Origin of the sequence: Sphingomonas sp. 179-A 2A2 NHS (assembly GCF_045371305.1) — a bacterium.
Taxonomy (GTDB): domain Bacteria; phylum Pseudomonadota; class Alphaproteobacteria; order Sphingomonadales; family Sphingomonadaceae; genus Sphingomonas.
In genome coordinates this window covers 588,555-603,785 of the sequence record NZ_JBIQDE010000003.1, presented here as the reverse complement: position 1 = coordinate 603,785, position 15,231 = coordinate 588,555, and the positions used below count along the sequence as shown (strand labels likewise).

13 protein-coding genes are annotated in these 15,231 nt (G+C 67.2%); 9 read left to right on the top strand and 4 right to left on the bottom strand.

The window, feature by feature from the left end:
* Positions 1-247: 247 nt before the first annotated feature.
* Together ACH0AE_RS09265 and ACH0AE_RS09260 are read right to left on the bottom strand one after the other, a co-directional pair.
* Positions 248-2,140: a ribonucleoside-diphosphate reductase subunit alpha gene (locus ACH0AE_RS09265; protein ID WP_294442048.1), complete on the bottom strand. Its 1,893-nt coding sequence runs from the start codon at positions 2,138-2,140 to the stop codon at positions 248-250.
* A 425-nt stretch (positions 2,141-2,565) separates the two neighbouring features.
* Positions 2,566-5,205, bottom strand: a complete 2,640-nt coding sequence (locus tag ACH0AE_RS09260) for an EAL domain-containing protein (protein WP_294442049.1) — start codon at positions 5,203-5,205, stop codon at positions 2,566-2,568.
* Between the two features lie 107 nt (positions 5,206-5,312).
* Here ACH0AE_RS09260 and ACH0AE_RS09255 point away from each other — a divergent pair, with 107 nt between their 5' ends.
* Entirely contained in the window at positions 5,313-6,836 is a 1,524-nt protein-coding gene (locus ACH0AE_RS09255) for a fumarate hydratase (protein WP_294442050.1), read from the top strand.
* A 28-nt stretch (positions 6,837-6,864) separates the two neighbouring features.
* Positions 6,865-7,803 carry an alpha/beta hydrolase gene (locus ACH0AE_RS09250; protein WP_294442051.1) on the top strand — a complete coding sequence of 313 codons (939 nt, stop codon included), beginning with the start codon at positions 6,865-6,867 and terminating at the stop codon, positions 7,801-7,803.
* A gap of 79 nt (positions 7,804-7,882) precedes the next feature.
* On the opposite strand, the gene ACH0AE_RS09245 is transcribed toward ACH0AE_RS09250, so the two are convergent.
* Positions 7,883-8,845 carry an HAD hydrolase-like protein gene (locus ACH0AE_RS09245; RefSeq protein WP_294442052.1) on the bottom strand — a complete coding sequence of 321 codons (963 nt, stop codon included), beginning with the start codon at positions 8,843-8,845 and terminating at the stop codon, positions 7,883-7,885.
* Here ACH0AE_RS09245 and ACH0AE_RS09240 point away from each other — a divergent pair.
* The 6 genes from ACH0AE_RS09240 to ACH0AE_RS09215 all read left to right on the top strand — a co-directional run bounded on the left by ACH0AE_RS09240 (position 8,817) and on the right by ACH0AE_RS09215 (position 13,793).
* Positions 8,817-9,458: a DUF969 domain-containing protein gene (locus ACH0AE_RS09240; protein ID WP_294442053.1), complete on the top strand. Its 642-nt coding sequence runs from the start codon at positions 8,817-8,819 to the stop codon at positions 9,456-9,458. The two genes, ACH0AE_RS09245 and ACH0AE_RS09240, sit on opposite strands and share 29 nt — an antisense overlap.
* Positions 9,455-10,357: a DUF979 domain-containing protein gene (locus ACH0AE_RS09235; RefSeq protein ID WP_406875670.1), complete on the top strand. Its 903-nt coding sequence runs from the start codon at positions 9,455-9,457 to the stop codon at positions 10,355-10,357. The genes ACH0AE_RS09240 and ACH0AE_RS09235 overlap by 4 nt, the downstream gene beginning before the upstream one ends.
* Positions 10,354-11,337, top strand: coding sequence for a DUF2891 domain-containing protein (locus ACH0AE_RS09230; RefSeq protein WP_294442055.1), 984 nt, complete (start codon positions 10,354-10,356; stop codon positions 11,335-11,337). The genes ACH0AE_RS09235 and ACH0AE_RS09230 overlap by 4 nt, the downstream gene beginning before the upstream one ends.
* A gap of 52 nt (positions 11,338-11,389) precedes the next feature.
* Complete coding sequence (locus tag ACH0AE_RS09225; protein ID WP_294442056.1) at positions 11,390-12,340, top strand: nitronate monooxygenase family protein; 951 nt, start codon at positions 11,390-11,392, stop codon at positions 12,338-12,340.
* Between the two features lie 13 nt (positions 12,341-12,353).
* Complete coding sequence (locus ACH0AE_RS09220; RefSeq protein ID WP_294442057.1) at positions 12,354-13,145, top strand: enoyl-CoA hydratase/isomerase family protein; 792 nt, start codon at positions 12,354-12,356, stop codon at positions 13,143-13,145.
* A 102-nt stretch (positions 13,146-13,247) separates the two neighbouring features.
* The gene (locus tag ACH0AE_RS09215) at positions 13,248-13,793 is read left to right on the top strand and encodes a thermonuclease family protein (protein ID WP_294442058.1); all 546 of its coding nucleotides are present in this window, start codon (positions 13,248-13,250) and stop codon (positions 13,791-13,793) included.
* An 18-nt stretch (positions 13,794-13,811) separates the two neighbouring features.
* On the opposite strand, the gene ACH0AE_RS09210 is transcribed toward ACH0AE_RS09215, so the two are convergent.
* Positions 13,812-14,090 (bottom strand): chorismate mutase, encoded by a 279-nt coding sequence (locus ACH0AE_RS09210; protein ID WP_294442059.1) that lies wholly within the window; start codon positions 14,088-14,090, stop codon positions 13,812-13,814.
* A gap of 62 nt (positions 14,091-14,152) precedes the next feature.
* Between ACH0AE_RS09210 and ACH0AE_RS09205 the strand changes: the two genes are divergently transcribed.
* Positions 14,153-15,163, top strand: a complete 1,011-nt coding sequence (locus ACH0AE_RS09205) for a polyprenyl synthetase family protein (RefSeq protein WP_294442060.1) — start codon at positions 14,153-14,155, stop codon at positions 15,161-15,163.
* The last annotated feature ends 68 nt before the right edge of the window (positions 15,164-15,231 follow it).

Genomic DNA, 15,231 nt, shown 5'->3' with positions numbered 1-15,231 from the left:
GAATGGTTTTAGGCTGGGCGGCGCGATGCCGCGATTTCGCAGGACCCGTGATATTTCAGCAACGTGGCCAAGATCGTTACGGCCCCACAGCGATCAGGCGCGATCCCGGGCGGCGTTGATTGTCCCGCCAGACGTTACGCGGCTGCCGAACTGCGAGGCCCGCCCGGGGGCGGAGGATGACCGGATAGCACGACGCTTGCCCCCGGCGGAGCAGCGATTGCCGGCCGGAGGTGCGTGTCTCATCCCGTTACTGACAGGCGAGGCACTCGTCGTAGTCGGTCGTCTCGCCCAGGTTGAACTGCGGCTTCTCGATCGTGTTGTCCGCTTCCACGCCGCCGGCGAAGCCCGCGCGCTGCACGCTCTTCGAACGCAGGTAGTAGAGCGACTTGATGCCGAGCTCCCAAGCGCGGAAGTGCAGCATCAGGAGGTCCCACTTCTCCACGTCGGCCGGGATGAAGAGGTTCAGCGACTGGGCCTGGTCGATATACGGCGCACGGTCCCCGGCAAGCTCAAGCAGCCAGCGCTGGTCGATCTCGAAGCTGGTCTTGAAGCAATCCTTCTCTTCCTGGCTGAGGAAGTCGAGGTGCTGCACGCTGCCGCCATGCTCGAGGATCGAGTTCCAGACGCTGTCCGCGTTCTTGCTCTTCTCGTTGAGCAGCTTCTCCAGATACGGGTTCTTCACCGCGAAGCTGCCGGACAGCGTCTTGTGGGTGTAGATGTTGGCCGGGATCGGCTCGATGCAGGCGGACGTGCCACCGCAGATGATCGAGATCGACGCGGTCGGCGCGATCGCCATCTTGCAGCTGAACCGCTCCATCACGCCCATGTCGGCCGCATCGGGGCAGGGGCCACGCTCGGCCGCCAGCGTCATCGATGCCTGGTTCACCTGCGCATTGATGTGCTTGAAGATGCGCAGGTTCCAGCTCTTCGCCATCGCGCCTTCCATCGGCAGGCCGCGTGCCTGGAGGAAGGAGTGGAAGCCCATGACGCCAAGGCCGACCGAGCGCTCACGCGCCGCGGAGTAAGCCGCACGCTCCATGCCCGGCTCATGCCGGTCGATATAATCCTGCAGCACATTGTCGAGGAAGCGCATCACGTCCTCGATGAACTGCTTGTCGTCCTTCCACTGGTCCCACGTCTCCAGGTTGAGCGAGGAGAGGCAGCAGACCGCGGTGCGATCATTGCCGAGATGGTCGCGGCCCGTCGGCAGCGTGATCTCGCTGCACAGGTTCGAGGTGGAGACCTTCAGGCCCAGGTCGCGGTGATGCTTGGGCATGTTCTTGTTCACGTGATCGGCGAACACGATGTACGGCTCGCCGGTCGCCAAGCGAGTCTCGACCAGCTTCTGGAACAGGCTGCGCGCATCGACCTTGCCGCGCACGGTGCCATCCTTGGGCGACTTCAGCTCCCACTCGCCGCCGTCACGCACCGCTTCCATGAAGGCATCGGGGATCAGCACACCGTGGTGCAGGTTCAGCGCCTTGCGGTTGAAATCGCCCGACGGCTTGCGGATCTCGAGGAACTCCTCGATCTCCGGGTGCGACACGTCGAGATAGCAGGCGGCCGATCCGCGGCGCAACGAGCCCTGGCTGATCGCCAGCGTCAGGCTGTCCATCACGCGCACGAAGGGGATGATGCCGCTGGTCTTGCCGTTGAGGCCCACCGGCTCGCCGATGCCGCGCACGTTGCCCCAATAGGTGCCGATGCCGCCGCCGCGGCTCGCAAGCCAGACGTTCTCGTTCCAGGTGTCGACGATGCCGTTCAGGCTGTCGGGCACGGAGTTCAGGTAGCAGCTGATCGGCAGGCCGCGCCCGGTGCCGCCGTTCGACAGCACCGGCGTCGCCGGCATGAACCACAGGCGGCTGATGTAATCATAGATGCGCTGCGCATGGGCGGCATCATCGGCATAGGCGCTCGCGACGCGCACGAAGAGATCCTGATAGGTCTCACCCGGCAGCAGATAGCGATCGTTCAGCGTGTCCTTGCCGAAATCGGTCAGCAGCGCGTCGCGCGAATGATCGACCTCGACCGGATAGGGCTTGCGCAGCGTGCCCGGCGTCGTGCCGGTGTCGGTGCTCGCCGTGTCGGCCTGCAAAGTCTCGGTCGCCATGTTCGCCTCGCTCGCGTCCCTGAAATCCATCGCCGCCGTATCCCTGTCTCGTCGAATCGGGGGCGAGCCCCCATGCTACACCGGCGTGACGCTGATGGGTGAGAACAAAAAGTGACCGCGCCTGTGCGAAGACGGCGCTCGGCCAGCAGCTGCGATATGGGGTCGCAGCCCTTGTTCTACCAGTTCTAGCGTTCACCCCTGAAGCTTACCCCCACAGATTGTGGCAGTCTTCATCGGGAGGCAAGAGGGCGGCAACAACGTTTCGTCGTGCCGGGCAGGCGGATGGACGAGGGGGCAGGGGCGCGACGCGCGGACTTCCGCGGGGTTCGCGAATTGCAAGACGGAAGAACCGAAATGAAAAAAAATCGGTGCACAAACTCCGCCTCGCCGCGCTTGCGCACGGAAGGCCCGCGGTGGCCGTTTTCATCCCGCCATCCGGTGGACGGGCCGGCGGGTCAGCCGGCCTTGCGGGTCATCTTCGGTGCAGGCTGGTTCAGCCGGTCGAGGTTGAAGTCCTGCGCGAACTCCAGCCCCGCGCGGCCGTCCGATGCCCAGCGGATCGTCGCCGGGAACAGCTGGTTCTCCAGCAGCTCGATCTGCACGTCGACGCCGATCGCTTCTTCCGGGAATTCGACGCCGTCGATCATCGCGCCGGTGGAGGAGATGTTGCGGATCCGCACCTCGCCCGTCTCGTCGCCGATCTCCAGTCGCGCCGAACGCAGCATCTTGGCGCGCGTGGCGCGGCTGACCCGCGGGCCGACCGGCGCTGCCTGGCCGCCCACGGCCAGCAGTTGCTCGATCACGGCATCGGCCGGCTGGGGGCGCCCATAGACGTACCCCTGGATATGGCTGCAGCCGAGATCGCGGATCAGCCCGATCTCGTCCTGCTGCTCCACGCCCTCGGCGGTCGTCTCCATGCCCAGCGTATCTGCCAGCGTGACGATCGCCTTGATGATCGCGGCGTTGCGGTTGCCCGACTGGATCGCACCGCGCACGAAGCTCTGGTCGATCTTGATCTTGTCGAACGGCGCCTTCTTCAAATAGCCGAGCGAGGAATAGCCGGTGCCGAAATCGTCGAGCGCCAGGCGCACGCCGATGCCCTTCAGCGCCTTGAACATGTTGTCGGACGAGGCGTCCTCGTTGAGGAACACCCCCTCGGTGATCTCCAGCTCGAGCCGCGCGGCGGAGATGCCGGCCGAGGCGATCGCGCTGGTGACAATGGCGGGCAGCGCCGGGTTCGCGAACTGGATCGGCGACACGTTGACCGCGACGCGCACGTTCTCGGGCCACATCGCGGCCTCGGCGCAGGCGGTGCGCAGCACCCATTCGCCGATCGCCTCGATCAGCCCGCATTCCTCGGCCACCGGGATGAAGTCCGCCGGGCTCACCGCGCCGCGCGTCGGGTGGTTCCACCGCAACAGCGCCTCATAGCCGACAATCCGCTCGGTCTTGGTCGACACCACCGCCTGATAGGCCAGCTGCAATTCGTTGCCGGACAGCGCCTGGCGCAGGTCGTCCTCCAGCCGCTTGCGGTTCTGCGCCCCCTCCAGCATCTCGTCGCGGTAGAAGCGATAGACGCCGCGCCCGTCAGCCTTCGCGGCGTAGAGCGCCAGATCGGCGTTGCGGATCAGCGTCTCGCTGTCCTCGCCATGCTCGGGCGCAATGGCAACGCCGATCGAGCAGCCGATCGAGATCGACGAACCCTTCACATAATAGGGCTGCGACAGCGAGGCGATGATCTCCTGCGCCAGGTTGCCGAGCTGCTCGCGATTGCCCTCGCGCGGCAGCACGACCTGGAATTCGTCTCCGCCCAGCCGCCCGACGAGCCCGGCGTCGCCGACGCTGCGCTGCAGCCGCTGGCCCACCTGCTTCAGCAATTCGTCGCCGATCTGGTGGCCGAGCGTGTCGTTCACTGCCTTGAAGCGATCGAGATCGAGCAGGAACAGACCGGTGGTGGTGTGGACGCCCTGGCTCGGTGCCAGCGTCTGTTCGAGCGCCAGGCGCATGCGCTGGCGGTTGGCAAGGCCGGTGAGGCTGTCGAACAGCGCCAGCCGCGTGATCTCCGCCTCGGCGCGGCGCTTTTCGGTCAGGTCCGATCCCGAACCGATGAAGCCCTGGAAGCGGCCGAGATCGTCCAGCATCGGGCGCCCGGAGATCGACCACCAGCGATCCGATTCGGTGGGGAAGGCGGGGCGCACCGAATAATCGGAGAAGCTGGTGCGCGCGGACAGGTGGAAGGTCAGCGTCCGCTCGGTATCCGCCATTTGCGAATCGACGCGGAAGATGTTGACCAGCCGCTCGCCGACCGGGGTGACGCCAAGCGCCTGAAGCTCGCGCGCGACCTTGTCGGTAAGATACGTCAGATGGCCGGCACGGTCGGTCTGCCAGAACCAGCCGGTGCCGTGGCTTTCATATTCGCGCACCAGCCGGGCGGCGAGCTGCTGCGCCTGTTCCTTTTCGCCCCGCTCACCAAGCTGCGCATGATCGCGCCGGGCGACCCGCGCCACGCCCACCGCGAGCATGCCGGCGAGGATGAGCGCCGCCGCCGCCGCGACGCTGATCCCGGACGTGACGGGCACCATCAGCGCCAGCGTCCCGGCGAAGGCGAGGCTCGCCGGGCGAACCGCGTGAAGCGCGATCGCGCTGAGGATGATGACGCCGAAGCCGACGACGAACCCGGCGACTCGCAGCGAGGCGCTGGGCAGGTCGGGCGCGAGGTCGAGCTGGATCGACAGGCCGACCGCGAGCAGCGCCGCCAGCGCACAGAGCATCACCGTGCGGCGGTGCGGGGCCATGCTGCGCGCCGCCGGCAACTCCAGCAGTCCCCAGGTGACAAGGCCAAGGCCGCTCAACGCGGCACACAGCCCCGACACGGTGGCGACCGGCTCGTGCCACGCCAGAATCGTGCCGATCAGCGCGGCGGAGGAGACGAGTAGCACCGCCACCACCACCGGCCACAGCGCCGCCACCTCGCCCAGCCGGGCCTCGGTGGCGTCGTGCAGCGCATCGTCTTCAGTGGCGACCAGCCCCAGCGCCTCGGCGAGGCGGGGAGACGGCGTGGCGGAAGCAGACAGACGGCGACGGAGCGATCCCATGAGACGCCCCTAGACTGAGAAGATTGGGAAAGAGTTAGCAGCCGCCGCGCGTCGCATCCCGACGCCCCCGTTGCACTCGCCGCCAGCGCGCCATAGTGCAGCGCGTCATGACCACGACGATCCGCGCCGCAGACCTGATCGAGAGCGTTGCCGATGCGCTCCAGTTCATCAGCTACTATCACCCGATGGATTACATCCGCGCGCTTGGCGACGCCTATGAGGCGGAGCAGGGCCCGGCTGCGAAGGATGCGATCGCGCAGATCCTGACCAATTCGCGGATGTGCGCGGAAGGCCACCGGCCGATCTGCCAGGACACCGGCATCGTCAACGTATTCGTCAAATGGGGCATGGACTGCCGCATCGACGATACGACGCGCTCGATGCAGGAAATCGTCGATGAAGGCGTCCGGCGCGCGTATCTCCACCCGGAGAACAAGCTGCGCGCCTCGGTTCTCGCCGATCCCGCCTTCACCCGCCGCAACACCAGGGACAACACGCCCTGCGTCCTCCATGTCGAGATGGTACCGGGCAGCAAGGTCTCGGTCGACGTCGCGGCCAAGGGCGGCGGCAGCGAGAACAAGTCCAAGTTCAAGATGATGAACCCCAGCGATTCGATCGTCGACTGGGTGCTGGAAATGCTGCCGCAGATGGGCGCCGGCTGGTGCCCGCCGGGGATGCTCGGCATCGGCATCGGCGGCACGGCGGAACATTGCGTGCTCCTCGCCAAGAAGGCGCTGATGGAGCCGATCGACATGGGCCCGCTGAAGGCGCGCGGGCCCAAGAACGACATCGAGGCGCTGCGCATCGAGATCTTCGACAAGGTCAACGCGCTCGGCATCGGGGCGCAGGGCCTCGGCGGGCTGTCGACCATCCTCGACGTGAAGATCCTGGACGCGCCGTGCCACGCCGCGGGCAAGCCGGTGGCGATGATCCCCAACTGCGCCGCCACCCGCCACGCGCATTTCACGCTCGACGGCAGCGGCCCGGCATATCTCGAGACGCCGAAGCTGGATGAATGGCCGAAGGTCAACTGGACGCCGGACAAGGCCGCGATCCGGGTCGACCTCGACACGCTGACGCCGGAGATGGTCCGCTCGTGGAAGCAGGGCGATCGCCTGCTGCTGAACGGCAAGATGCTGACCGGGCGTGACGCCGCGCACAAGCGGATCAAGGACATGCTCGACGCCGGCGAGGAGCTGCCGGTCGAGTTCAAGGGCCGCGTGATCTATTACGTCGGCCCGGTCGATCCGGTCGGCGAGGAAGTGGTCGGCCCGGCCGGCCCCACCACCGCGACGCGGATGGACAAGTTCACCCGCATGATGCTCGACCAGGGCCTGCTCGCGATGGTCGGCAAGGCCGAGCGCGGGCCGGCGGCGACCGATGCGATCAAGGACGCCAAGAGCGCCTATCTGATGGCGGTCGGCGGCGCGGCGTACCTCGTCGCCCGCGCGATCAAGGGATCGAAGGTCGTGGGCTTCGAGGATCTCGGGATGGAGGCGATCTACGAGTTCGAGGTGGAGGACTTCCCGGTCACCGTCGCGGTCGACAGCGAAGGCAACAACGTCCACCAGCTCGCCCCGCTCGTGTGGCGCGAGAAGATCGCCCGCGAAGGCCTGCTCCAGCCGGCATAAGGACGCAGCAGCTACAGGAGACGGCGTCATGAGCACGCGGCATCTGGTCGATCCCGAACTGCTGCCGCTGCTCGACCTGTGGCCTTCGGTGACCATGTCGGCAGAGGTGCTGGAGCAGGCGCGCAGCTGGCCCGCCCAGCCGCCGCCCGCCGACGATGACGGCGTGATGATGGAACGGATCACCGTGCCCGGCCCGGCCGGCGCTCCGGATCTCGGCCTCGTCATCTTCCGCCCGGCCGCGCCGGTGCCGAATGCCGGCGGCATCTGCCACATGCACGGCGGCGGCTTCGTGCTCGGCACGCCGGAGGGCAGCGCCGCGCGGCTGCGCCCGATGGTTGCCGCGCTAGGCTGCGTCATCGTCTCAGTCGACTATCGCCTCGCGCCCGAGACACCGTTCCCCGGCCCGGTCGAGGATTGCTACGCCGGCCTTGCCTGGACCTTCGCCAATGCCGGGCGGCTTGGCATAGACCCGACGCAGATCGGCGTGATGGGCGAGAGCGCCGGCGGCGGGCTGGCCGCCGCAGTGGCGCTGCTCGCACGCGACCGCGGCGAACATCGCCTCGCGTTCCAGCACCTCCTGTACCCGATGATCGACGACCGCACCGGCGTGATCGACGGCGATCCGCTGACGGGCGAGTTCATCTGGAACCGCGACAGCAACCGCTTCGCCTGGCGGGCGATGCTTGGGCGTGAACCGGGCGGGGAGGGCGTCTCACCCTATGCCGCCGCGGCGCGCGCGGAGAGCCTCGCCGGCCTGCCGCCCACCTATATCGCGACCGGCAGCCTCGATCTCTTCCGCGACGAGAATATCGCCTACGCCCAGCGCCTCCTCACCGCCGGCGTGGCGTCGGAGTTCCACATCTGGCCCGGCGCCATCCACGGCTTCGACGGCGCACCCGACGCAGCGATCACGCGCGAGGCCAATCAATCCCGCATCGCCGCGCTGCGCCGGGCGTTCAGACGCTGACTGCTCGGCTTCGTCGCGGTCTTGAAGGTCTCGGTTAGTCGGAAATCAGACCTGCGCGCGGCCCCTGTTTGCGTGAACATCAGTCGAGCAGTTTGCGAAGCGCCGAGACACTGTTGAGCATCAGGGTTGGTTGCTCGCGATCAAGTGCTTCATGGTGCGCATAGCCCCAAGTAACGGCAGCCGAGGCGATGCCGGCCTGATGTGCGGCTTCGATATCTCGCGCCTCATCACCCACATAGATCGTTCTCTCGCGCGTGACGCCGACTTTCTTCATCGCACCCCGCAGCTTGGCCGCCTTGCCGAACATGCTGGAGCCGCAGCTTAACAGGCTCATTTGCGTCGAAAGCGTCGGACCTAGAACAGCGCGGACATTGCTCTCGGCATTTGAACTGACGACGGCAATTCGCATGCCGCTTTCGTGAAGTAGCGCTAGCTGCGCATCGATTCCGGGAAACAGCCGGAACGATTCAACGTTGGCGGACGCCCTTCTGCGCATGTGTCGCGCGATGGCCGGCATCCTCCACATTGGCACTCCGAGTTGTTTGATGATCTCGCGACTTGCGAGCCGCCTAAGTACTTGGCGCTCGCCATCAGTCGTTTTCCTGAACTCGTACTTGTCAGCTACCTCGTTCAGGCAGCCGAAGAACCAGTCTGTCGTGTCCGCAAGAGTGCCGTCGAAGTCGAAAACCGCTAGGTCATACCGCATTGCAGCGGGGTGCCTGCGCGGCATTGATTGTTCAACGCTTTCACGAAGAACCAGCCGAAAATGCGTCGAGCGCGCACCAGTCTGTCGTGGGCCACAAACCCGCAACCGGGCATTTCCTGTCGAACCGGTCTCGCCAGCCATAACGTCCAGTGGATCGCTGAATGTCGCCGATACGCACGATTGCGCCGAACCACCTCGCCGCTTCGGGCTTGTCCGCGCACCGCCGCTGCCGCACAGATCGGCGGATGGTTTCCATGACATGGCGGCGCCCGGGGCGGCGGCGAACTGATGCGCGGGAGGGCGCCTGATGCTCGTCCTTGCCGGCATCGCGATCATCGCGCTCGGCTTCCTGTTGCGCTTCAACCCGATGCTGGTGATCGCCGCCTCCGCGCTCGTCACCGGCCTTGCCGCAGGGATCGATCCGCTCGCCATCCTCGCTGCATTCGGCAAGGCGTTCAACGATACCCGCTATGTCACCGCCATCTATATCGTGCTCCCCGTGATCGGCCTGCTGGAGCGCAATGGCCTGCAGGCGCGCGCGCGTGCTTTGGTGGGCGGGCTGAAGGGGCTGACGACCGGGCGGCTGCTGATCGCCTATCTCGCGTTCCGCCAGATCACTGCCGCGCTTGGTCTTACCTCCGTCGCCGGGCCCGCGCAGACCGTCCGCCCGCTGATCGCCCCGATGGCGGAGGCGGCGGCGGGGGAGGCGCATGATCCCGAAAAGGTGAAGGCGATGGCCGCCGCCACCGACAATATCGGGCTGTTCTTCGGCGAGGACATCTTCATCGCGATCGGATCGATCCTGCTGATGAAGGGCGTGCTGGAGGGCTACGGCATCTTCGTCGAGCCGCTGCACATGTCGGTCTGGGCGATCCCCACCGCGATCGCCGCCTTCGCCATCCATGGCACGCGGCTGTGGCTGCTCGATCGCAAGGCGCGCCGCGCATGATCGGGCTGAACTTCGTCTATCTCGTCGCTGGGCTGACGTTCCTCGCCTTCGCGATCCTCTCGCTCGCCGAGCGGCGCTGGGCCAATACCGGCTTCTACGCGCTGGTGGCAACGAGCTTCCTCGTCGGCGACTGGCTGGGCGACATTGGCAATGGCGTGCTCGTCCTGGCGCTGGTGGCGATCGCCGCGAGCGGGCGGATGAAGCGGCGCGTGCCGACGGGCGAGCCAGCAGCGCGCGGCGCGATGGTGTTCGTGCCCGCATTGGTGATCCCGGCGACGGCGCTGATCGGCACCTTCGTCTTCAAGCAATTCCCGGCGGTGTTCGACGGCAAGCAGGCGACCTTGGTGGCGCTGGCGGCGGGCGTGCTGCTGGCGCTTGCACTTTGCTACGCCTGGCTCCGGCCGGCGCCCGGCGAGCCGTTCCGCGCTGGCCGTGCTTTGATGGACGATATCGGCTGGGCCGCGGTGCTGCCGCAGATGCTCGCGAGCCTCGGCGCTGTGTTTGCGCTGGCGGGTGTCGGCGAGGTGGTCGGCCGGCTCATCGGCGTCGCCATACCCACCGGCAGCGTGCTTGGCGCGGTGCTCGCCTTCGGGCTTGGCATGGCGCTGTTCACGATGGTGATGGGCAATGCCTTTGCCGCCTTCCCGGTGATGGCCGCGGCGGTCGGCATTCCGCTGCTGGTGCAGGCCTATGGCGCGGATCCCGCGCCGGTCGCGGCGGTTGGCATGCTGGCAGGCTTCTGCGGCACGCTGATGACGCCGATGGCGGCGAACTTCAATCTCGTCCCCGCCGCGCTTCTTGAGCTGAAGGATCGCAACGGCGTGATCCGCGCGCAGGTGCCCACAGCGCTGTCGCTGCTCGTGTTCAATGTGCTTTTGTTGTGGTGGATCGTTGCATGACCCTGACGCCCGATGTCGCCGCCGGCTTTGCCCGGCTCACGCTGGGCCATGTCGGGCAGCGTTATCCCTTCAAGCTTGATCAGGTGCTGACTGGGCCGGAGGATCTGCGCGAACCGCATGAGATTCACCCGATCTTCCACGGCAGCTTCGATTGGCACAGCTGCGTCCATGGCTGGTGGCAGCTGCTGACGATCGCACGGCTGTTCCCCGATCTGCCCGAAGCCGCGCAGATTGGCCGCCGCGCCAACGAGATGCTGGTGCCGGAGAAAGTCGCTGGCGAGCTGGCGGTGCTGGCGCGACCCTATGCGGCTGGGTTCGAACGGCCGTACGGCTGGGCCTGGGTCCTGGCACTGCATGGCGAGGCGGTGCGGCATGACGCGGCCTGGGGCGCGGCGCTCGAACCACTCGCGCGCGCCTTTGCCGAACGCTTCCACCAGCATTTGCCCAAGCTCACCTATCCGATCCGCGTCGGCACCCACTACAACACCGCCTTCGCGCTGACCTTGGCACGTGACTGGGCGCTCGATCATGATCCCGCGCTGGTGACGCTGATCGACGCGCGCGCGCGCGACTGGTTCGGCGAGGATCGCGGCTGCCAGGCATGGGAGCCGGGCGGCGACGAGTTCCTCTCCTCCGCCCTGTGCGAGGCGCTGCTGATGAGCCGCGTGCTCGGCGACGGCTTCGCGGGCTGGTTCGACGTCTTCCTGCCGGACGCCGTCGCCGGTCGCCCGCAGAGCCTGTTCACGCCCGCCACCGTGTCCGATCGCAGCGACGGGAAGATCGCGCATCTCGACGGGCTGAACCTCAGTCGCGCATGGTGCTGGCGCTCGATCGCAGCCGCGCTGCCGGCGCACCCGATCGCGCCGGTCGCACGCGAAGCGGCGGACGATCACCTCGCCGCCAGCCTGCCGCATCTCGCGGACGATTACATGGGGACGCACTGGCTGGCGACCTTCGCGCTGCTCGCACTCACTGTTTGAAAGGGGCTGGCGCCAAGGCGCTGCTCGTGCGAACCCGATCTTCGAATCGCAATTGCGGGAGAGGGAAATGGCGCTGAAGACGCGCGTCACCGAGATGCTCGGGATCGAGAAGCCGATCATCCAGGCAGCGATGGGCTGGATCGCGCGGTCGCATTTGTCGTCGGCCGTGTCGAACGCCGGCGGGATGGGGATCATCGAGACGTCGTCGGGTGAACTCGACGCGGTGCGCGACGAGATCCTCAAGATGCGGCAACTGACCGACAAACCGTTCGGCGTGAACGTCGCCCAGGCATTCGTGCGCGATCCGGGCATCATCCAGTTCGTGATCGATCAGGGCATCCGCTTCGTCACCACCTCGGCGGGTGACCCGATGAAATATACCGGCATGCTGAAGGCCGCGGGCCTCACCGTATTTCACGTCGTCCCGAGCCTGGCCGGCGCGCTGCGCGCGGTCGAGGCCGGTGTCGACGGCCTGATCGTCGAGGGCGGTGAGGGCGGCGGGTTCAAGAACGCCAAGGACGTCTCCACCATGGTGCTGGTGCCGCAAGTGGTCGAGGCGGTCGACGTCCCGGTCGTCGCCGCCGGCGGCATCATGGACGGGCGTACCATGGCCGCCGCGTTCGCGCTCGGCGCCGAGGGCGTGCTGATGGGCACGCGCATCCTCTCGTCGGCCGAAAGCCCGGTGCACGAGAATTGGAAGACGGCGATCGTCGAGGCGGATTCGACCGACACCGTGTTCCTCAACCGCAGCGGCCCCGGCCCCGCGCTCCGCGCGCTGCGCACCGAGCGCACGACGCGGATCGAGAAGGAGGGCACGCCCAACATCTTCGGCGAATTCGCCGATACGCAGGCGGTCTATTTCGGCGGCGACCTGGAGGCGGGCATTGCGCTCACCGGGCAAGTGGCGGGGCGCATCCGCGAGGTGAAGCCGGTCGCGCAGATCTTCGACGAGACGATGGCGGAATATGAAGCGACGGTCGCGCGCCTGCCGCGGCCCGCGTGAGGGGAGAGGAAGAATGAGCGAAGACGTAACCTACGAAGTCTCCGAAGGCGTCGCCACGCTGACGCTGAACCGCCCGGACCGGATGAACACCATCTCCGGCCCGATGCTGGACGAGCTTACCCGCCTGCTGGTGAAGGCGGGCGAGGATCGCGACGTGCGCGTGATCGTGCTGACCGGCACCGGCCGCGCCTTCTGCGCCGGGCTCGATCTCAACGCCGCCTCGAAGGGGGAGGGGATCGGATCTTCGTCGGCCACCTTCGGCGCGACAATCGACCTTCGCAACACGCCCCCCACCGTGCTCCACGCGCTCGACAAGCCGGTGATCGCTGCGCTCAACGGCTCGGCCGCGGGCTATGGCATGGACCTGGCGCTCGGGTGCGACATCCGCGTCATGGCCTCGGAAGCGAAGCTCGCCGCCGCCTTCGTGAAGCGCGGCGTTTTGCCCGAATCAGGCGGCACCTGGTTCCTGCCGCGCATGATCGGGTGGGCCAAGGCGGCGGAGATCGTCTTCACCGGCCGCACACTGTCGGCGGAGGATTGCCTCAAGGAACGGCTCGTCAACGAAGTCGTGCCGGCCGATCAGGTCGCCGCGCGCGCGCGCGCGCTGGCGCTGGAGATCGCGGCCAACGCCCCGATGGCGGTGCAGGGCGCCAAGCGGCTGATGCGCATGGGGATGGAAGAAACCTTCGATACCCATGTGCAGCACGTCTATCTGCAGCTGCTGCCCTTGTTCCAGAGCCAGGATTTCCGCGAGGGCATGGCGAGCTTCCTCGAAAAGCGCCCGGCGAAGTTCACCGGCAAATAATGCATCGACGCGGCGCCGCGGCCATCATCCCGCGGCGCCGCGCCGCCTGTTAACGATGATGATTGATCGGTCGCTTACCGGTGGCGGGCACAGACTTGGCCGATGCGCCACGACCGCTCGTTCCACCGCACCGCCGCCCGCCGGCGCGCACCTGCGCCGATCAGCTTCTGGCCTAGGCCGCGTCGGCGGCGCAAGCTGCCGTTCGCCGCAATGCTGGCGCTGGCGATCGCGACCGGCCTCGCCGCCGGCGTCTCTTTCGTCGCCGACACGCCGGCGCCCGGCACGGCCACTGCAGCCACGACGCGCCACTTCGCGCTTTGCCACACCGGCGGCGGCGAGAATTGCGTGGTGGATGGCGACACGATCTGGATCGGCGGCGAAAAGGTGCGGCTTGCCGATATCGACACGCCCGAAACCCACCCGCCACGCTGTCCTGAGGAGGCGGCGCTGGGGGAACAGGCGACGCGTCGGTTGCAGGAATTGCTCAACGCCGGCCCTGTCACGCTGGCCGATGCCGATCGCCCGACCGATCGCTACGGCCGCCGCCTCGCGATCGTCACGCGTGACGGCCAGTCGCTCGGCGATACGCTGATCGAGGAAGGGCTGGCGCGCCCCTGGGAAGGCCGCCGCCGTCCCTGGTGTTCCTGATCCGCTGCTACCCGATGATCAGCCGCGGAGCCGCTCGTGGTGGCGGATCACCTCGTCGATGATGAAACGCAGGAACTTCTCGCTGAATTCGGGATCGAGCTCGGCTTCCTCGGCCAGCGCGCGCAACCGCGCGATCTGTGCTTCCTCGCGGCCCGGATCGGCCGGGGGCAGCCCCGATTCGGCTTTGTAGCGCCCCACCGCCTGCGTCACCTTGAATCGTTCGGCGAGCAGGCAAACGAGTGCCGCGTCGATATTGTCGATGCTCTTGCGATAACCCCTCAGCACCTCGTCCGGCATTCGCGTCCTCCCACTATCCCGCGGTTGCGGCCTTGCGCCCGCGTCCGTAGAGGCACTTGCAGATGAGCGCCACCATCCACCGCCTCGCCGGCCGCCAGCCGTCGCTTGATCCGATGATCCAGCTCGTCGCTGGCGACATGAACCTTGTGAATGCCGCGATCCTCGATCGCATGCAGTCACAGATCCCGCTGATTCCCGAACTGGCCGGTCACCTGATCGCCGGCGGGGGCAAGCGCATGCGCCCGATGCTGACGCTCGCGAGCGCCAAGCTGCTCGGCTATTCCGGCACGCGCCATCACCGGCTGGCCGCCGCGGTCGAGTTCATCCACACCGCGACGCTGCTGCACGACGACGTGGTCGACGGGTCCGATCTTCGCCGCGGCAAGCGCACCGCGAACATCATCTGGGGCAATCCGGCGAGCGTGCTGGTCGGCGATTTCCTGTTCTCGCGCAGCTTCGAGCTGATGGTGGAGGACGGCAGCCTCAAGGTGCTGAAGATCCTGTCCAACGCCAGCGCCGTGATCGCGGAGGGCGAGGTGCATCAGCTCACCGCCGCGCGCCGCGTCGATACGGCGGAGGATCGCTATCTCGAGATCATCAACGCCAAGACCGCGGCGCTGTTCGCCGCCGCCTGCCGCATCGCCGCGGTGGTGGCCGAGCGACCGGAGTCGGAGGAAGTGGCGCTCGACGCCTACGGCCGTAACCTCGGCATCGCCTTCCAGCTGGTCGACGATGCGATCGACTATACGTCGGACGCGGGCACGATGGGCAAGGACGCGGGCGACGATTTCCGCGAGGGCAAGATGACCCTGCCGGTGATCCTGGCGTATGCGCGCGGCAGCGAAGAGGAACGCAAGTTCTGGAAGGATGCGGTCGAGGGCCGGCGCGACACGGACGCGGATTTCGCCCATGCGATCGAGCTGGTCCGCGCCACCCGCGCCGTCGACGACACGATCGCCCGCGCACGCCATTACGGCCAGCGCGCGATCGACGCGCTTGGCCCCTTCGCCAGCGGCAAGGCCAAGGACGCGATGATCGAGGCAGTCGAATTCGCCATCGCACGAGTCTACTGAGCGGCGCCGATACCTGTCGTCACCCCGGCCCCGAGCCGGGGTCCGCTTCTGCTCACACCACCGACAAT